This is a genomic window from Noviherbaspirillum massiliense JC206 (assembly GCF_000312045.1).
Taxonomy (GTDB): domain Bacteria; phylum Pseudomonadota; class Gammaproteobacteria; order Burkholderiales; family Burkholderiaceae_D; genus Noviherbaspirillum; species Noviherbaspirillum massiliense.
In genome coordinates, this window is sequence record NZ_HE978634.1 from 1,693,815 (window position 1) to 1,711,487 (window position 17,673).

At 58.8% G+C, this 17,673-nt stretch carries 16 protein-coding genes; 4 read left to right on the forward strand and 12 right to left on the reverse strand.

The window, feature by feature from the left end; genetic code table 11:
* Nucleotides 1–11 precede the first annotated feature (11 nt).
* The 6 genes from HGHM_RS08380 to rpsB form a co-directional block, all read right to left on the reverse strand.
* On the reverse strand, nucleotides 12–830 hold the full coding sequence (locus HGHM_RS08380) for a phosphatidate cytidylyltransferase (RefSeq protein ID WP_019141073.1): 819 nt from the start codon (nucleotides 828–830) through the stop codon (nucleotides 12–14).
* Nucleotides 824–1,588, reverse strand: coding sequence for a polyprenyl diphosphate synthase (gene uppS / locus HGHM_RS08385; RefSeq protein ID WP_019141074.1), 765 nt, complete (start codon nucleotides 1,586–1,588; stop codon nucleotides 824–826). Before uppS ends, HGHM_RS08380 begins: the two co-directional genes overlap by 7 nt.
* A 44-nt stretch (nucleotides 1,589–1,632) precedes the next feature.
* Nucleotides 1,633–2,193, reverse strand: a complete 561-nt coding sequence (frr, locus tag HGHM_RS08390; protein ID WP_019141075.1) for a ribosome recycling factor — start codon at nucleotides 2,191–2,193, stop codon at nucleotides 1,633–1,635.
* A 29-nt stretch (nucleotides 2,194–2,222) separates the two neighbouring features.
* On the reverse strand, nucleotides 2,223–2,939 hold the full coding sequence (gene pyrH / locus HGHM_RS08395; protein WP_026075824.1) for a UMP kinase: 717 nt from the start codon (nucleotides 2,937–2,939) through the stop codon (nucleotides 2,223–2,225).
* A 241-nt stretch (nucleotides 2,940–3,180) separates the two neighbouring features.
* Nucleotides 3,181–4,062 carry a translation elongation factor Ts gene (gene tsf / locus HGHM_RS08400; protein WP_019141077.1) on the reverse strand — a complete coding sequence of 294 codons (882 nt, stop codon included), beginning with the start codon at nucleotides 4,060–4,062 and terminating at the stop codon, nucleotides 3,181–3,183.
* A 127-nt stretch (nucleotides 4,063–4,189) separates the two neighbouring features.
* Complete coding sequence (rpsB, locus tag HGHM_RS08405; RefSeq protein ID WP_019141078.1) at nucleotides 4,190–4,939, reverse strand: 30S ribosomal protein S2; 750 nt, start codon at nucleotides 4,937–4,939, stop codon at nucleotides 4,190–4,192.
* Nucleotides 4,940–5,184: 245 nt separating this feature from the next.
* Here rpsB and map point away from each other — a divergent pair, with 245 nt between their 5' ends.
* The 3 genes from map to HGHM_RS08420 are packed head-to-tail and all read left to right on the forward strand — an operon-like array spanning nucleotide 5,185 to nucleotide 9,362.
* On the forward strand, nucleotides 5,185–6,033 hold the full coding sequence (gene map / locus HGHM_RS08410) for a type I methionyl aminopeptidase (RefSeq protein WP_281004502.1): 849 nt from the start codon (nucleotides 5,185–5,187) through the stop codon (nucleotides 6,031–6,033).
* 5 nt (nucleotides 6,034–6,038) lie between these two features.
* A complete protein-coding gene (locus HGHM_RS08415; RefSeq protein WP_019141080.1) occupies nucleotides 6,039–8,591 on the forward strand; it encodes a [protein-PII] uridylyltransferase in 2,553 nt (850 codons plus the stop codon).
* A gap of 24 nt (nucleotides 8,592–8,615) precedes the next feature.
* Nucleotides 8,616–9,362, forward strand: a complete 747-nt coding sequence (locus tag HGHM_RS08420; RefSeq protein ID WP_019141081.1) for a pseudouridine synthase — start codon at nucleotides 8,616–8,618, stop codon at nucleotides 9,360–9,362.
* A gap of 5 nt (nucleotides 9,363–9,367) precedes the next feature.
* On the opposite strand, the gene kefC is transcribed toward HGHM_RS08420, so the two are convergent.
* From kefC to HGHM_RS08450, 6 genes are all read right to left on the reverse strand, one after another.
* Nucleotides 9,368–11,173, reverse strand: a complete 1,806-nt coding sequence (kefC, locus tag HGHM_RS08425) for a glutathione-regulated potassium-efflux system protein KefC (RefSeq protein WP_034348905.1) — start codon at nucleotides 11,171–11,173, stop codon at nucleotides 9,368–9,370.
* Nucleotides 11,174–11,206: 33 nt separating this feature from the next.
* Nucleotides 11,207–11,758 (reverse strand): glutathione-regulated potassium-efflux system oxidoreductase KefF, encoded by a 552-nt coding sequence (gene kefF / locus HGHM_RS08430; protein ID WP_034348906.1) that lies wholly within the window; start codon nucleotides 11,756–11,758, stop codon nucleotides 11,207–11,209.
* Nucleotides 11,759–11,842: 84 nt separating this feature from the next.
* Nucleotides 11,843–12,379, reverse strand: a complete 537-nt coding sequence (def, locus tag HGHM_RS08435; protein WP_019141084.1) for a peptide deformylase — start codon at nucleotides 12,377–12,379, stop codon at nucleotides 11,843–11,845.
* Complete coding sequence (galU, locus tag HGHM_RS08440) at nucleotides 12,376–13,251, reverse strand: UTP--glucose-1-phosphate uridylyltransferase GalU (RefSeq protein ID WP_019141085.1); 876 nt, start codon at nucleotides 13,249–13,251, stop codon at nucleotides 12,376–12,378. Before galU ends, def begins: the two co-directional genes overlap by 4 nt.
* A complete protein-coding gene (gene ligA, locus HGHM_RS21020; RefSeq protein ID WP_019141086.1) occupies nucleotides 13,248–15,671 on the reverse strand; it encodes an NAD-dependent DNA ligase LigA in 2,424 nt (807 codons plus the stop codon). The genes galU and ligA overlap by 4 nt, the downstream gene beginning before the upstream one ends.
* Before the next feature lie 2 nt (nucleotides 15,672–15,673).
* Entirely contained in the window at nucleotides 15,674–16,762 is a 1,089-nt protein-coding gene (locus HGHM_RS08450; RefSeq protein WP_019141087.1) for a cell division protein ZipA C-terminal FtsZ-binding domain-containing protein, read from the reverse strand.
* Between the two features lie 378 nt (nucleotides 16,763–17,140).
* On the opposite strand from HGHM_RS08450, the gene HGHM_RS08455 reads away from it, so the two are divergent.
* On the forward strand, nucleotides 17,141–17,614 hold the full coding sequence (locus HGHM_RS08455) for a hypothetical protein (protein ID WP_019141088.1): 474 nt from the start codon (nucleotides 17,141–17,143) through the stop codon (nucleotides 17,612–17,614).
* Nucleotides 17,615–17,673 lie beyond the last annotated feature (59 nt).

The window sequence follows — 17,673 nt, forward strand, 5'->3', positions numbered from 1 at the left end:
TGTGCCCTGCCCTATAACCAGGAATCAAACAAGACCGCGAGTGGCAGGACCGGGATCAGAGCATCGATCCTGTCCAGAACTCCGCCATGCCCCGGCAACAGGTTGCTGCTGTCCTTGAAGCTGGCGCGGCGCTTGAGCTGCGATTCAAACAGGTCGCCCACGATGCTGGCCGCAACCAGCAGGATCATGACGATGAAAAACCCGCCCCAGCCCCATGCTCCCCTCACTCGCGTTGCAAAGGTATCGGCCAGCAGCGGCCACATGGTCGAGCCTGCCGCAAGCACCAGGACCGCAATCGCACCGCCTGCCGCACCTTCCCAGGACTTGCCGGGAGAAATGGATGGCGCGAGTTTATGCTTGCCGAACGCCTTGCCGGAAAAATAAGCACCGATATCGGCAGCCCATACGATCGCAAGCACCGAAAGCAGATAGAGTGGCGAGTGCCGGAACAGCACTACGATCGCCAGGAAGCAGCCGAGCACGGCAATCGCGTAGATGCCAGTCAGGAGCCGGTTTCCGAAACTATCAGGCGAGGGCAATCCGACCCGCAGCGAGGGCACAAGGCGGATGAGCCAGATCGCGGCGCACAGGGCGAAAACCAGCTGCATGCGCGCCAGATCACCCTTGAACACCAGGAACAGGAATGCTACCGCCCACAGCACGGCTCCAATCGCAGGATGCTTGTTGCCGAACAGCCGAAAGCTTTCCCAGGCCGCCGCCGCATAGAACACTGCGGCGGCAATAGCGAAGAAGGCGAACGATTTTGCATACAGGACCGACAGCAATACCGCCAGCAGTACCACCGCGGTGATAATGCGCGTTTTCAGCATCCGGAAGCCTTTTTCTGTTCGGTCAATTGTTCGCTGGTGCGCCCGAAGCGGCGCTCGCGCTCACAATAGGATGCGATAGCCCGGTCGAGCGCCTGCCGGTCGAAATCCGGCCAGAACGTATCGGTAAAGTAGAGCTCGGTATAAGCGAGCTGCCACAGCAGGAAGTTCGATATGCGTTCTTCGCCGCCCGTGCGGATGAACAGATCGGGCTCCGGCGCATAGGCCATCGCCAGATGCGGCGCCAACTGTTCCTCGGTAAACGAGCTTGCACCCGGACAGCTTGCCACCATCTTGCCGACCGCCTGCATGATGTCCCAGCGGCCGCCGTAATTCGCACACACCGTGACCGTCAGGCGGGAATTTCCTGCAGTCCTGCGCTCGGCATTGGCGATCAGCCTTTGGAGATGGACATCAAAGCGGCTCAAGTCGCCGATGACCTTGAGACGGATGTCGTTCGCGTGCATCTTCGCCACCTCCCGCTCCAGGGCAGTGACGAACAGGCGCATCAATACCGACACCTCTTCCGGCGGGCGGCGCCAATTTTCCGAACTGAAGGCAAACAGCGTGAGGTATTCCACCCCGCGCTCGATGCAAGCCTCGATTGTGGTGCGTACCGCTTCCACGCCCTTGGCATGGCCTGCCACGCGCGGAAGAAAACGTTTCGTTGCCCAGCGGCCGTTGCCGTCCATGATGATGGCAATGTGGCGGGGCACCGAAGAGACGTTCGGAATCGCTTGCGTCGAGCTTAAATAGGTCATGAAAAGGAAGCAGTCAGAGTAAGGTCAGCGGCGGAACGCACCGTTCAAACGGTCAGCAATTCCTTTTCTTTTTCATGGATAAGCTTGTCGACCTCTGCGACGAACTTGTCGGTCAGCTTTTGCACTTCGTCTTGCGCACGGCGCTCGTCGTCTTCCGAGCACGCCTTGTCCTTCAACATCTTTTTCAGGCTTTCATTGGCATCGCGCCGGATATTGCGGATCGCAACCTTTGCATCCTCGCCCTCGCCCTTGACGAGCTTCACGAATTCCTTGCGGCGCTCCTCCGTCAGGGGCGGCGTCGGCACCCGGATCATGTCGCCCTGCGTGGAAGGATTCAAGCCGAGATCGGACTCCCGGATCGCCTTTTCCACCACCGCTATCATTTTCTTTTCCCATGGCTGCACGCCGATGGTACGTGCGTCGAGCAGCGTTATGTTCGCCACCTGATTGATGTGGGTCGGATTGCCGTAGTAATCCACCTGAATATGGTCCAGAAGCCCGGTATGCGCACGACCGGTACGCACCTTGGCAAGGTCTGCCTTCAGCGTCTCGATCGACTTGTGCATCTTTTGCTCGGCATTCTTTTTGACGTCACTAACTGTCATGCTGTTCTCCTCACTTGCAACGAGTAAGCTTATACGTGAACCAATGTACCTTCGTCTTCACCCTCGATCAGTCGCTTGAGCGCGCCCGGCTTCACGATCGAAAACACCTTGATTGGCAATTTCTGGTCGCGGCAAAGCGCAAAGGCGGTCGCGTCCATCACTTGCAGGTGCTTGGCGATCGCTTCGTCGAAACTGATCGTCGAATAGCGGGTGGCATTCCTGTCCTTGTTCGGGTCGGCGCTGTACACGCCATCCACCTTGGTTGCCTTCAATACGATTTCAGCGCCGATTTCGGAACCGCGCAGGGCCGCAGCCGTATCGGTGGTGAAAAACGGGTTGCCAGTACCGGCGGCGAAGATCACCACCTTGCCCTCTTCCAGATATTGCAGCGCTTTCGGCCGCACATAAGGCTCGACCACCTGCTCGATGCTGATCGCGGACATGACGCGCGCCGTGATGCCAACCTGACGCATCGCGTCGGCCAATGCAAGCGAATTCATCACTGTCGCCAGCATGCCCATGTAGTCGGCAGTCGCGCGGTCCATGCCCTGAGCGCCCGGCGCGACGCCGCGGAAAATATTGCCGCCGCCAATGACGATTGCCAGTTCCACCCCCATCCGGGCAATTTCGGCAACGTCCTTGACCATGCGCTCGATAGTAGCGCGATTGATGCCATACGCATCATCGCCCATCAATGCTTCACCGGAAAGTTTGAGGAGAACGCGTTTATACGCCGCTTGTGTCATGAACTAAAACTCCTTGGTTATCCGGGTCAATGCAAGATATTGATATTGTCTGATTTCTTCACCGATTTAGCCACGCCGAGGCTAAAGATTAGATGAAATACGCGCTTCATGCCGCCAGCCATTATTGCCAAAACACAAAAACTATCTTTATAGAAATTTTCCGGCGGTTTATGCCTTCTCACCTCGGCGTCGCTAGGCGCCGCAGATAGAAAAACGGGCCTTTCGGCCCGCTTTCTCTCGGTTACCCTTTCTTGGCCGCAGCCACTTGGGCTGCCACTTCGGCAGCGAAGTCGTCCTGCCTCTTCTCGATGCCTTCGCCTACCACGAACAGCGTAAAGGATTTCACGCTGGCATTGGCGCTCTTGAGCATCTGACCAACCGTTTGCTTGTCATTCTTGACGAAAGGCTGGTCGAGCAAGGAGACTTCCTTCAGGTATTTCTGAACGCTTCCCTCAACCATCTTGGCAACGATGTCAGCCGGCTTGCCGGATTCCGCGGCCTTCTGAGTAGCGATCGAACGCTCCTTTTCGATCAGGTCAGCCGGCACGTCCTGGGAAGACAATGCGACCGGCTTCATCGCGGCCACATGCATTGCCACATCCTTGCCGACCTGGTCGTCAGCCCCTTCGAACTCGACCATTACGCCGATGCGGGAGCCATGCAGATAGGAAACCAGCTTCGACTTGGTTTCGTAGCGTTTGAAGCGGCGAATCGACATGTTCTCGCCGATCTTGCCAACCAGAGCTGCACGCACTTCTTCCACAGTCTTGCCGTTCAATGGCAACGCAGACAATGCTTCGATATCCGCCGGATTTTTCTCTGCAACAAGCTTCGCAACCTCGTTTGCCAGCGCGATGAAATCATCATTTTTGGTCACGAAGTCGGTTTCGCAGTTGACTTCCACCAGAGCGCCCACGCCGCCAGAGATATATGCCGCAACCACGCCCTCGGCGGTTACGCGGGATGCCGCCTTGGATGCCTTGTTGCCGAGCTTGACGCGCAGAATTTCTTCCGCGCGAGCCATATCGCCGTCTGCCTCGGTCAGTGCCTTCTTGCACTCCATCATCGGCGCATCGGTTTTCGCACGCAATTCGCCGACCATCGCTGCAGTAATTGCCGCCATGTTATTTCTCCTAATTCAAGGTGCGCCGCACAGGGCGCATTCAATCAAATATGTTTCACCGGGATCAAAAAAAAGGGGCGAACCTTTGTTTGCCCCTTTCTGAAGCCCGACACATCAGGCACAGGCATTACGCCTGCTCGTTGACCTCGACGAACTCGTCTGCACCGCCCTTGGCCGCCTCAACCACTTCGTTCACGGCGTTTGCACGGCCTTCCAGGATGGCGTCGGCCACGCCGCGCGCATACAGGGTGATCGCCTTGGAAGAATCGTCATTGCCAGGGATAACGTAGGTCACGCCATCCGGGGAGTGATTGGTATCAACAACGCCGATCACCGGAATGCCCAGCTTGGCAGCCTCGGTAACCGCGCCCTTGTGGTAACCGACGTCGATCACGAAGATCGCGTCAGGAATGCCGCCCATATCCTTGATGCCGCCAATCGATTTCTGCAGCTTTTCGAGTTCGCGGCGGAACATCAGCGCTTCCTTCTTGCTCATCTTGTCGACGGAGCCGTCCTCGATAGCGGCTTCCATGTCCTTCAGACGCTTGATGGAAGTCTTGATGGTCTTGAAGTTGGTAAGCATGCCGCCCAGCCAGCGCTGATCGACGTAAGGCATGCCGGCGCGCTGGGCTTCAGCCGCGAGGATCTCGCGAGCCTGGCGCTTGGTGCCGACGAACAGGATGGTGCCGCGATTAGCCGCCAACTGGCGAATGTACTTCATCGCATCCTGGTACATGGCCAGGGTTTTTTCCAGGTTGACGATGTGAATCTTGTTGCGATGGCCGAAAATATACGGGGCCATCTTGGGGTTCCAGAAGCGGGTTTGGTGACCGAAATGGACACCGGCTTCCAGCATTTCGCGCATGGTAACGGACATGAATTTCTCCAGGGTTAGGTCTGGAATCCGATCAGTCACCCGTATGACGGGCACCCTTTGCGACCGGATTCGCGATTTTCAAGGTTTCACTTGAGACATCACTCAAGCTAACCCGAGATTCTACCCTATTCCCCCGGAATCTTTCAAGGTGAACGCGCTCCTCGCAAGCGGAGCCGCAGAGCGTCGACTATAATTCTTCATTGTCTTTATTGATCGATTTTTCGCGGAATAGCGCTTCGCAGCGCATCCAGACTCATTCTATGGCCTCCATTTCCATCAAGACCGAGGAAGATATCCGGGGAATGCGCGTGGCGTGCAAACTCGCGGCCGAAGTCCTCGATTTCATCGAACCCTACATCAAGCCCGGCGTAACTACCGGCGAACTGGACCGGCTTTGCCATGAATACATGGTCAATGTCCAGGGCACCATTCCGGCGCCCCTGAACTACTGCCCTCCCGGCTACACACCCTTCCCGAAAGCGATCTGCACCTCGGTAAACGATGTCGTCTGCCACGGCATCCCGGGCGACAAGGTGCTCAAGAACGGCGATGCGATCAACATCGACATCACTGTCATCAAGGATGGCTACCATGGCGATACCAGCCGCATGTTCTTTGCTGGCGAGCCTACCATCATGGCCAAGCGGCTGAGCGACATTACCTTTGAATGCATGTGGCTCGGCATTTCCAAGGTCCGGCCCGGCGCGCATCTCGGCGACATCGGCTATGTCATCCAGCAGCATGCGGAAAAGGCAGGCTACAGCGTGGTCCGGGAATTCTGCGGGCACGGCATCGGCAAGGTCTTTCACGAAGAGCCGCAGGTGTTGCACTATGGACGCCCCGGTACGCTGGAAGAGCTGGCTCCGGGAATGATTTTCACCATCGAGCCGATGATCAATGCCGGCCGCCGCGAAATTCGCGAAATGGGCGATGGCTGGACCATCAAGACCAAGGATCGCAGCCTGTCCGCACAATGGGAACATACCATTCTGGTGACGGAAACCGGCTACGAAGTGCTGACGGTTTCCCCCGGCATGCCCCCTCCCCCGGCCTTCATCCAAAAGACCTCGGACCAGCCGATCACTGCCGCCTGATCCACATGGGGTCTCTCGCACTGCCGCTCAAGGAGCAACTGAAAGCCGGGCGTCAGGCTGCGATCAGCGCATTCCAGAGCACGGGCAACCCCGAGCGGCTGCTCGTCAGGCTGCGCCAATGCGTGGACGCCGCGCTGATCGATGCATGGCGGGCATTCGACCTGCCGCGCGACGCCGCCCTGGTAGCAGTAGGCGGCTACGGGCGCGGCGAATTGTTTCCTTATTCGGATGTCGACGTGCTGATCCTTCTCCCGTCGCCGCCCGATGCCGAGCTGCAGGGCAAGCTCGAAGAACTGGTGCAACTGTTTTGGGACATCGGCCTGCAGCTTGGCCACAGCATTCGCACCGTCGATGAATGCCTTAGCGAATCGGCCGCCGACATTACCGTGCAGACGAGCCTGCTGGAGGCGCGCCTGCTTACCGGGAATCGCAAGCTGTTCCACCATTTGCAGGAGTGTTTCGACGCGGCAATGGATGCGCAGGCATTCTTCCAGGCCAAAGTACTGGAAATGCGGCAACGCCATGCAAAATATGAAGACACGCCGTACAGCCTGGAGCCGAATTGCAAGGAAAGCCCCGGCGGCCTGCGCGACCTGCAAGTCATCCTCTGGGTCGCCAAGGCAGCCGGCCTCGGCGACTCCTGGCATAAGCTCGCGGAGCGCGGCCTGATCACCAGAACCGAGGCGAGCCAGCTGAAGCAAAAGGAACGCGCATTCAAGGACATCCGCATCCGCCTGCATCTGCACACGGGACGCCGCGAAGACCGGCTGGTTTTCGACGTGCAAACGCCGATTGCCGAGACTTTCGGCTTCCGCACCACCGAGACGCGGCGTGCCAGCGAATACCTGATGCAGCACTACTACTGGGCAGCCAAGGCCGTGACCCAGCTCAATACGATCCTCCTGCAAAACATCGAGGCGCAGCTTTTTCCGCAGCCAGCCATTCCGCAGCCGATCAACGAGCGTTTCATTGAAGTCAACGGCCTGGTCGACATCGCCCGCGACGACACCTTCGAGGCGACGCCATATGCCATGCTGGAGGTCTTCCTCCTGATCGCGCAGCACCAGGAACTGAAGGGTATGACGGCGCGTACCCTGCGTGCGCTCTGGCATGCGCGATTCAAGATCAATGCCGCCTTCCGCCGCGACCCCGTTAACCGTGCCCTGTTTTTGCAGATTATCCAGGCGCCGCAAGGCATCACCCATGCGTTGCGCGGAATGAATCAGACCAGCATCCTAGGGCGTTACCTGCCGAATTTCCGCCGCATTATCGGCCAGATGCAGCATGACCTGTTCCATGTGTATACCGTGGACCAGCACATCCTGATGGTGGTGCGCAACGTGCGCCGCTTCACCATGACGGAACACGCGCATGAATATCCGTTCTGCAGCCAGCTGATGGCCAATTTTTCGCGGCACTGGCTGCTCTATATCGCAGCCCTGTTCCACGATATCGCCAAGGGCCGCGGCGGCGACCACTCGCAGTTGGGCGCGGTGGACGCACGCAACTTCTGCCGCGACCACAACCTGTCGAAAGAAGACACCGAACTGGTGACTTTCCTGGTCGAGCATCACCTGACCATGTCGCAGGTCGCCCAGAAACAGGACTTGTCCGATCCGGACGTGATCCGCAATTTTGCCAACGTGGTGAAGGACGAACGCCACCTCACCGCCCTCTATCTGCTGACCGTGGCAGACATTCGCGGCACCAGTCCGAAGGTCTGGAATGCGTGGAAAGGCAAGCTGCTGGAAGATCTTTATCGCATTACCCTGCGTGTCCTGGGCGGCGAGGACCCTTCGGTAGACCACGAACTGGAAAACCGCCAGGAAGAAGCGCTCAAGAACCTGCGCCTCTACGGGCTGCCGACCAATGCACACGAAAAGCTCTGGCAACAACTGGACGTGGCCTATTTCCTGCGCCACGATGCGTCCGACATCGCATGGCAGACGCGCGTGCTCCATGACAGGATCAATGTCGAAGGCGCGGTGGTCAAATGCAGGCTGGCGCCGATCGGCGAAGGCGTGCAAGTGACCGTCTACATCAAGGACCAGCCCGATCTGTTCGTCCGCATCTGCAGTTATTTCGCCCGGAAAAACTTCAGCATCCTCGACGCCAAAATCCACACCACCAAGCACGGCTATGCGCTGGATACGTTCCTGGTGATCGAACCTGCCTTCGCCAACAATTACCGCGACATCATCAGCCTCATCGAGCATGAGCTGAAACAATTGCTGGAATCGCAGGAAGCCCTGCCGCCGCCTTCCAAAGGCCGTCTGTCCCGGCTTTCCCGAACCTTTCCCGTCACACCTACGGTGGACTTGCGGCCGGACGAGCGCGGGCAATACTACCTGCTATCGGTTTCCGCGAATGACCGCAACGGCTTGCTGTATTCGATTGCCAATGTGCTGGCCAAGTACAAGGTGAACCTGCATACCGCGAAGATCATGACGCTCGGCGAACGGGTGGAAGACGTCTTCCTGGTCGATGGCCCCGTGCTGAACCATGCGCGCAGCCAGATCCAGCTGGAGACGGAATTGCTGGAAGCCCTGCACATCTAAACCGTTTTCATTGAAGCTCCTCTCATGACCGAACCCGTCCGCCTGTCCAAACGCATGTCCGAACTCGGCCTCTGCTCACGTCGCGAAGCCGATGAGTGGATCGAACGCGGCTGGGTGAAGGTCGATGGCGTGACCATTTCCGAGCTCGGCAGCAAGGTCCTGCCGCACCAGAAGATCAGCGTGGAACGACAGGCGAGCGCCGAGCAGGCGCGCCGCGTCACCATCCTGCTCAACAAACCAGTGGGTTATGTCAGCGGACAAGCCGAAGACGGCTACCAGCCTGCGGTGAGCCTGATCAATCCGGGCACCCGCTGGAAGGAGGACAAAGCGCCGATCCGATTCCAGCGCGAACAGCTGCGCAGCCTCGTACCGGCAGGCCGGCTGGACATCGATTCGGTGGGCCTGCTGGTATTGACGCAGGACGGGCGCATTGCGAAGCAGCTGATCGGCGAGAACAGCTCAATAGAAAAAGAGTACTTGGTGCGCGTGCAGTACACGAAGCCGGGCCGCTTGCCGGATGCGGACCTGCAACGCCTGAATCACGGACTGTCGCTGGATGGCAAAAAGCTGTTGCCGGCCAGGGTGCGCTGGCAAAACGAGGATCAGCTCAATTTCATTCTGCGCGAGGGAAAGAAGCGGCAAATACGCCGCATGTGCGAAGCGGTCGGACTGAAAGTGCTTGGCTTGAAGCGCGTACGCATCGGTCGCGTTACCCTCGGCGACTTGCCGCCTGGCCAATGGCGCTACCTTCACCCTGAGGAAAAATTTTAACGGGGCTAATCCCATCCATTGCGCCGCTCCGACCGCAAAGCCTCGGCATCGCGCGCGATCATCTGCTGCAATTCTTCGCGGGCCTGTGCCGAGAGCGAAATGTACTGTTCCTGGTCCTTGTAGTAGGGATACACTGCATGCAGGCTCTTGATGTTGTATTCCCGGAATCTCATCGCCGCCTGGCGTGCCTGAAAGGCACCGAATCCGACTTCGCGCAGCACATTGCGCCCCAATTGCAAGGCCGCCTCGAAGGTTTCCCGTTCGATCACAGTGACGCCGCGATCCATCAGGTCGTAGTAATGGGTCACGTTGCGGGCGCGCGCCAGGATCTTCAGATCCGGGAATTCCCGGCGCACTGCGTCAACCAGAGCAAGGCTGCCCTCCGCATCGTCGATCGCTACCACCAGCACTTTTGCCCTTGCCACGCCAGCGGAACGCAGCAGATCGATGCGCGTCGCATTTCCATAAAACACCTTGAAGCCGAATTTGCGCAGCAAATCCACCTGGTCTGGGTCATGATCGAGCACGGTGACTCCGATCCGGTTCGCAAACAGAAGGCGCCCGACGATCTGGCCAAAGCGGCCGAAGCCGGCAATGATGACCGGATTGTCCTGGGGCTCCATCCGATCGTCAGGCCGGTTCCGCTCGCTCCGGAAAAGCGGCTGGATAATCCGGTCATGAATCAGCAGCAGCAAGGGCGTGAGCGCCATCGACAAGGCGACCACGACGATCAGGAGCGATGCGGTGTCCGCAGAAAAAATCTGTGCCGTAGCGGCAGCGCCAAAGACGACGAAGGCGAACTCGCCACCCTGCGACAGCAGGAACGCGAACAAGGCTTGCTGGCCGCGCGGAATGCCGAAAAATTTGCTCAGCAAATAAAGCATGCCGATCTTCAGCGTCAGGAACACGGCAAGCAGAGCCGCGATCAGCAGGGGCTGAGTCAGGAGCACGCCGAAATCGATCGACATGCCTACCGCGGTGAAGAAGAGGCCGAGCAGCAATCCCTTGAAGGGTTCAAGGTCGGTTTCCAGCGCATGCCGGTATTCCGTGTCGGCCAGCAGCACACCGGCCAGAAAGGTACCGAGCGCCATCGACAGGCCGACGGATTGCATCAGCAAGCCGATGCCGATCACCAGCAGCAATGCAAAGGCGGTAAAAATTTCGCGCAGGTCGGTCTTGGCGATCAGGCGCAACACGGGACGCATCAGGTAGCGCCCGCCGAATACCAGCGCGCCGATGACCGCAATGGCCTTGATTGCCGTAATCCAGCCTTCTTCGGTACTGGCAGTGGCTGGTAAGGTTCCGAGAAAAGGAATGATGGCGATCATGGGAATGGCGGCGATATCCTGGAACAACAGGATGGAAAAGCCAGCCGTGCCCGCGGTGGTGGACTTGAGGTTGCGCTCCTCGAGGGTCGCCAGTGCGATCGCGGTGGAAGACAGGGAAAGGCCGAGTGCGGCGATCAATCCGATTTTCCAGTCGTAGCCGGCGCCGAGCGCCACGACAAACAGTAATGACGCCACGCAAATCATCTGGGCGCTGCCCCAGCCGAAAATCGAGCGCCGCATCGACCACAGCCGCTTTGGATCCAGCTCAAGCCCGATCACGAAAAGCAGAAGCACCACTCCGAATTCCGAGAAATGCAGAATGTCCTCGACACCGCTGATCAATCTCAATCCCCAGGGACCGATGGCGATTCCGGCCAAAAGGTAACCAAGCACGGCCCCCAACCCCAGGCGCTTCGCAATCGGCACTGCGATCACGGTAGCGGTCAGGTAAATCAGGGCATTCGGCAATAAACTGTTTTCCATGGTGATGATCATGCCAATCTGTGGCAGTCTGAGTTATCCAGCCTGGTCCGCCCAATGCGGAAAGCTTGCGAGGCGCTGCCGGTAGGCCTCGACATGTTCCCTCACCAGGGCATCGTCTGCACGGTATGCTCCGCGGAGGATCAACGGCGGCAGCCAGTGCATTTTGCATATCCGTGCCATTTGTCTGAACGGCGGCAGGAATACTGAAAAATCCGACTCTTCGTTACCGACATCGTAATCCTCGGAACCGCCGGCTGTGGCTGCCAGCCAGAAGTGCTTGCCCTTCAAGGCTTGAGCACCGCCGCCGTAAGCCCATCCCGGTGCGAGCACTACATCCATCCACTCCTTCAGCAGTGCCGGCGTGCCATACCAGAGAGCGGGATGCTGGAACACGATCATATCCGCCTGTTCCAGCAAGGCTTGTTCGCGCAGCACATCGATGTAGAAATCCGGATAGGTTTCGTACAGGTCGTGGACCTGTACATTGTCAAGGGATTGGGCAGCCTCGGCCATGCGCCGGTTGACCCGCGAGAGATGAGCTATTGGATGGGCGTAAAGAATGAGGATGTGCGGAGCGGGTTTCATGAAGACAGCCGGTTCTTGTTGTCCATACAGACGCTTCGGCGTGGCGCTCCATGCCCTCCCGATGCCCCAGGACAATGGGCACTGTCAGTCATCACTGCCTGCATCGAGACCGGGAAACAGAATCTCGGTGAAGCCGAACCGTGAAAAGTCAGTGATCCGCATTGGATAGAGAATGCCCGCCAGATGGTCGCACTCATGTTGCACCACGCGTGCGTGAAAGCCTTCGACATCCCGGCTGATTCGGCTGCCATGCTGGTCGAAGCCCTCATAGCGCAGCCTGGTCCAGCGCGGCACCATCCCACGCAGTCCCGGCACCGACAGGCAACCTTCCCAGTCCTCTTCCTTGTCCTCTGACAAGGGTGTCAGCACCGGATTGATCAGCACGGTTTCCGGTACCGGCGGCGCATCTGGATAGCGCTGACTCTGCCTGAAGCCGAAAATCACAACCTGGGAATTGACACCTATTTGTGGCGCGGCCAATCCTGCTCCGTTGGCCGCATGCATGGTGTCGAACAAATCGCGGATGAGCTGTTCGAGTTCGGGCGTGCCGAACGCGGTAACCGGCTCGGCCTGCCGCAGCAGGCGCGGGTCGCCCATCTTGAGAATTTCCCTGACGCTCATTTCACCGTTCGCAGATATTCAGAAAACGCCGCGCCCAATTCCGGATGTTTCTGTCCCATTGCCACCGTTGCCTTCAGATACCCGAGCTTGGACCCGCAGTCGTAGCGCGTTCCCATATAACGATAGGCAAGCACTGGCTCGGCGTCGAGCAATGCGGCAATGCCATCCGTGAGCTGAATCTCTCCGCCCGCGCCTTTGCCGAGCACTTCCAGGTAATCAAAAATCCTGTTGCTCAGCACATAGCGCCCGACTACGGCCAGCGTCGACGGCGCGTCTTCGGGCGCAGGCTTTTCCACGATTCCGCGCACACGGGCGGCGTCCGGCTTGTCCGGTGTCACGCTTACGATGCCATACTGCCTGGTCTCTGCACGGGGGACGTCCTGTACCGCCAGCAAACTGTTGCCTTCACGCGCAAAAACGTCCGTCATTTGCGCCAGCACCGGCTTTTCACCGGGCTGCACATCCATGAAATCATCCGCCAGCAACACGGCAAATGGCTCATCGCCGACCACGGGCCGCGCGCACAGAACAGCATGGCCCAGGCCGAGAGGCGCCGACTGGCGGATATAAATGCAATTGATCCCCTTCGGCACCGCGCTGCGCACCACTTCCAGTAATTTGGTCTTGCCCGCGGCATCGAGTTCCGCTTCCAGCTCATATGCCGTATCGAAATGGTCTTCGATCGCGCGTTTGTTGCGGCCCGTGATGAAAATGAGATCTGTGATGCCCGCCGCGACTGCCTCTTCCACCGCGTACTGGATCAGGGGCTTGTCGACGATGGGCAGCATTTCCTTCGGCTGCGCCTTGGTCGCCGGCAAGAAGCGGCTACCCAGGCCTGCAACGGGAAATACGGCCTTCCTGATTTTTTTCATTTTTCCTCCAGTAATTTGAGCAAGCCGGCTTCATCGATGATGGGCACGCCAAGCTCCTGTGCCTTGGCCAGCTTGCTGCCGGCTTCTTCTCCGGCCACGACGTAACTGGTTTTCCTGGACACGGAGCCGGCGACCTTGCCTCCGGCCGCCTCGATTTTTTCTGTTGCCTGATCGCGGGTCAGGGTCGGCAGCGTGCCGGTCAGCACAAGAGTCTTGCCCGCCAATACACCTTCGCTGCCCGCCTGTTCCGGCATTAGTTTCAGCAAATCCGCCTGCATCTCCTGCAGCGCACGCAGTTGCTCCCTGTTTGCCGGGGCATCCAGCCAGCCGGCGAGCGCCGTACCTATCTCGGAAGGCAGGCCATAAGCGTCTATCGCAGTGCGGTCGGCATTCGCCAGAGCGGCCAGGCTCACGCCCTTCGCGGCAAGCTGAGCTGCACGGGTTTCGGTCAGCTTCGGGATTGCGAGCGCACCCAGCAATTCCTGCGGCTGCAGCAGATTGCGCAGCTTTGCGCTTGGTGCATGCTCATCCGTGGGCACCACACCAGCGCGCAGCAATTCGTCCAGCGCTTTCTGGTTTTTTGGCTCGGCAAAGAAATCGGCAATCGATTCCGCCACCGCGCCACCGATATCCGGCAGCAGGCGCAGCAGCGGCGCCGGCGCGCGCCGGATCAATTCCAGCTGGCCCAGCCAGTCGGCAAGCGTCTTGGCAGTCGATTCACCGATATGGCGTATGCCGAGCGCAAACAGCAGACGTGCCAAGGTAGGTCTCTTGCTGGCTTCAATGCCATCAATCAAGTTCTCTGCCCACTTGGTGGCAATCTTCCCTTTCTGCACTGTCTCCGGTATGACACCGTCGCGCTCTTCGGCGCGCCGCTTCATCGCGAGCAAATCGGCCACCGTCAGCCGATACAGGTCAGCCAACGCATTCACATAGCCGAATTCGACCAGGCTGTCGATATAGCGATCGCCCAAACCCTCGATATCCATCATGCGGCGACCGGCAAAATGCGCGATCGCCTGCCTGCGCTGCGCCCCGCATACCAGGCCGCCGGTGCAGCGCCAGTCCGCCTCGCCTTCCTCACGGTGGATATGGCTGCCGCAGACCGGGCATTTACCTTGCAGATGGCGGAACATGTCGAACGGCTGGCCGGCATCCGCAGGACGCTTTTCCAGCACCACCGCAACCACTTCCGGGATCACATCGCCGGCGCGGCGCACGATGACCGTGTCGCCCACCCGCACATCCTTTCGCCGCGTCTCGTCCTCGTTATGCAGCGTTGCATTGGTGACGGTCACGCCGCCGACGAAAACTGGCTCCAGCTTTGCGACCGGCGTCAGCTTGCCGGTGCGACCGACCTGCACATCGATATCGCGCACGATCGTCATCTGCTCCTGCGCGGGATATTTGTGGGCCACCGCCCAGCGCGGTTCGCGCGACAGGAAGCCGAGCCGGCGCTGCAGCGCGAAACTGTTGACCTTGTACACGACGCCGTCGATGTCGAATGGAAGCGCATCGCGTATGGCTGCGACATGCGCATGGAATTCCACCAGGCCGTCCGCGCCCTGCACCACCCGTCGCTCGGCATTGACCGGTACGCCAATCTTCTCCAGCGCGTCGAGGGTACCGCTGTGCGTGTCGGGAATGCGCCAACCCTGCACGTCACCGAGGCCATAGGCAAAGAAACTCAATGGACGCTGTGCCGCGACCGCTGGGTCGAGCTGGCGCACTGCACCTGCCGCTGCGTTGCGCGGATTGACGAAGGTTTTCTCCCCCTTCTCGCGCTGGCGCTCGTTCATGCGTTCGAAGTCGTCACGTCGGATATAGACTTCGCCGCGCACCTCCAGCACGGGCGCGCTGCAATTGGTGAGCCTGAGTGGAATTTGCCGGATCGTACGGATGTTTTGCGTCACATCTTCGCCGGTCGCGCCGTCGCCCCGCGTTGCTGCCTGCACCAGGATGCCGTTCTCGTAGCGAAGGTTGATCGCCAGGCCGTCGAACTTCAGCTCCGCAGCGTATTCGACCGGCGGTGCATCGGCATCGAGTCCGAGCTCGCGGCGCACGCGCGCATCGAAGGCGATTGCTCCACCGCTGGTGGTATCGGTTTCGGTGCGGATCGAGAGCATGAGCACGGCATGGCGCACCGGCGCAAATTCCGGAAGCGGCTGGCCGCCCACGCGACGTGTTGGAGAATCGGCTGAGGCAAGCTCTGGATGAGCTTGCTCCAGGTCGACCAGTTCGCGAAACAGCTTGTCGTACTCCGCATCGGGGATGGTCGGATTGTCCAGCACGTAATAGGCATGGCTGTGACGGTTCAGCTCCGTCCGCAGCCATTCTGCGCGCACCTTCCAGTCGGCGGCATCGGGGCCTGCGGAATTCTTTCCGGCCCGCTCATCGCTTGAGAAGAGATCTGACTGCATCGTTAACTGAACAGCCGCAATGCGCGCGTCGAACCGGCCGGAACATTCGCCGTATCCATCTGGCCGTAAAAGGCATAAACCTGGGCAGCGATCTCTTCCAGGGCCGCGTCTGCCAAAGGCTGATTGTCATCGTCGACGACCTTTCCGTCCAGCCTCGCCGCCAGCATCTTCGCGCAGGCCGTCATTGCCCCGAAGCCGTCACGAGCAGGTGCAACGCGCGGCACATCCAGGAGCAAGGTCAGCCGTGAAGTGGTCTCCGCTGCCAGCGGCGCGTTTACCGAAAGCGAAAACAGGCTACCTCCCTCGCCGTCGGGCATGACCAGCCGTCCGTCCGGTCGCAAGTCGAAACCCTGGCGTTCCAGAGCGGAAAGCAGGGTATTGACAGCCCATGGCGCACTATTCGATTGAACGTTCACGCTGAGCTGGGCATCGTATTCGGTCGCGAACTGGTGGAGCGAGCGTGCAGCCGCCATCACTTCCGCCATGTCCGGAACATCGAGTTCGGCATTCATTTCATCCGCAATCTGACGCAGGCGGGTAATGAATTCGGAATATTCCAGTTCGGTCAACGGGGTACTGCGGTTGGCAAGCTGGACGCTTGCGCGCAATCCATAATAAATGCTGCGGTAGGTGATCGGCTCCCAGTTGCCATCCTCGAGCTGCCCGATGAAATGCACCGGCTTGTTGCCCACATGCCGCAGCGACTGCAGCTTCGCCAGGACCTTGTCGCCACGTACCGGACCTTCGAGCGCCAGCGGAACGCAACAGTCGATCAGTTCATCGATGGGGAGGTCCCTGACAGGTACGCGTTGCGAAGGTACTGCCTCCACCGTAGCCGGATTGGACAGATCCGGCGGCATGACCGGCTCCGGAGCGATCGGCATCTGCTCCGGCGCGAAGCTCGGTTCCTGCCGCGGCTGCTCGTCCTCCACAAGTGATGCAGCCGGCTTCATCAGCACATCGTCATGCTCGGAACCGAAAACCCTCTCGACGCTCTTTCTGGCCTTGTACTCCTGCCATTTGTTGTAGGTAATGACAGCGGCCACGATGGTACCGCCGATTGCGATGAGGCTTGCCTGTAAGTCTGTCATGCCATTAATACCTCAAATCCGGATATCCATACTAAGTGCCGATATTGCGCAATGATGCGCAGCTGTAAAGCAAACATCATTTCATTCCATGCATAAAAATCTGCATAGAACGATGTCTATTCTGCCCTATTGCCCCCGCAACCAATACGGCTTCATTACGCACAGACGGGGCAACCGTGCCAAGGGATACCGTGCGACTATCCTGTCACTGTCTATCCAAGTCATGAATTCGCCGAAAAATAATTCCTTGTGCGCAATCTTTTTTTCGTGAAACAAAGTAGCCCCGCAACCCATGGGTTACAGAAACTTACGGTTGACTCTTGTCAATACGGCTACATACCGCTCGCTAATAAAATATGAATCATCGAGAAAACGATCTTGCTGGAAATTTCTGCCGAGGACGTTTCTTTTCAGCGAGAAGCCAGGGTCAAGAGGAAGCGTGCATTCAAGACTTCCTACCTTTCTAACACGGAGGATTGCATGAAGAATGATTATAAGGAAGGTGCGACAAAAACCCGCACAAGTTTTTTTTTCGGCAAGGAAGAACCGTTGAACCCGTACCGGCCGAAAGATAAACGTACCCTGGCCTATGCAAGCCTCGACAAATCCTCTCTCGGCATCCGCGCCAGCGGCACAAGTGGCGTTATGGGATCGAGGGAATTCAAATTTCAGGAGCTCGCCATGCTGTCGATCAGTCCGATTTTCCGCAGCATCCAGAACTGGTGGCTGCAGCGCGCCGAGCGCCATTATCTGATTTGCGCCGACGTTGAGCTGCAACGTGCCCGGGAGGCACAGCTGAATGTGGCTTACTACCAGAAGCGGGCGGCACTTGCGCGTTCGGCGCGCCATTGAATCAGGACTCCATCCTTATGGTTAGTCCAAGGCAGCTGACAGAACTACACCTCGGGCCC

Excerpts from the sequence above, each read along its gene's own strand:
- pyrH (WP_026075824.1), bottom strand. The coding sequence starts at position 2,939 with ATGACACAAGCGGCGTATAAACGCGTTCTCCTCAAACTTTCCGGTGAA.
- HGHM_RS08450 (WP_019141087.1), bottom strand. The coding sequence starts at position 16,762 with ATGACAGACTTACAGGCAAGCCTCATCGCAATCGGCGGTACCATCGTG.
- frr (WP_019141075.1), bottom strand. The coding sequence starts at position 2,193 with ATGACAGTTAGTGACGTCAAAAAGAATGCCGAGCAAAAGATGCACAAG.
- tsf (WP_019141077.1), bottom strand. The coding sequence starts at position 4,062 with ATGGCGGCAATTACTGCAGCGATGGTCGGCGAATTGCGTGCGAAAACC.
- ligA (WP_019141086.1), bottom strand. The coding sequence starts at position 15,671 with ATGCAGTCAGATCTCTTCTCAAGCGATGAGCGGGCCGGAAAGAATTCC.
- def (WP_019141084.1), bottom strand. The coding sequence starts at position 12,379 with ATGAGCGTCAGGGAAATTCTCAAGATGGGCGACCCGCGCCTGCTGCGG.
- kefF (WP_034348906.1), bottom strand. The coding sequence starts at position 11,758 with ATGAAACCCGCTCCGCACATCCTCATTCTTTACGCCCATCCAATAGCT.
- uppS (WP_019141074.1), bottom strand. The coding sequence starts at position 1,588 with ATGACCTATTTAAGCTCGACGCAAGCGATTCCGAACGTCTCTTCGGTG.
- HGHM_RS08380 (WP_019141073.1), bottom strand. The coding sequence starts at position 830 with ATGCTGAAAACGCGCATTATCACCGCGGTGGTACTGCTGGCGGTATTG.
- HGHM_RS08420 (WP_019141081.1), top strand. The coding sequence starts at position 8,616 with ATGACCGAACCCGTCCGCCTGTCCAAACGCATGTCCGAACTCGGCCTC.
- HGHM_RS08415 (WP_019141080.1), top strand. The coding sequence starts at position 6,039 with ATGGGGTCTCTCGCACTGCCGCTCAAGGAGCAACTGAAAGCCGGGCGT.
- kefC (WP_034348905.1), bottom strand. The coding sequence starts at position 11,173 with ATGGAAAACAGTTTATTGCCGAATGCCCTGATTTACCTGACCGCTACC.
- rpsB (WP_019141078.1), bottom strand. The coding sequence starts at position 4,939 with ATGTCCGTTACCATGCGCGAAATGCTGGAAGCCGGTGTCCATTTCGGT.
- galU (WP_019141085.1), bottom strand. The coding sequence starts at position 13,251 with ATGAAAAAAATCAGGAAGGCCGTATTTCCCGTTGCAGGCCTGGGTAGC.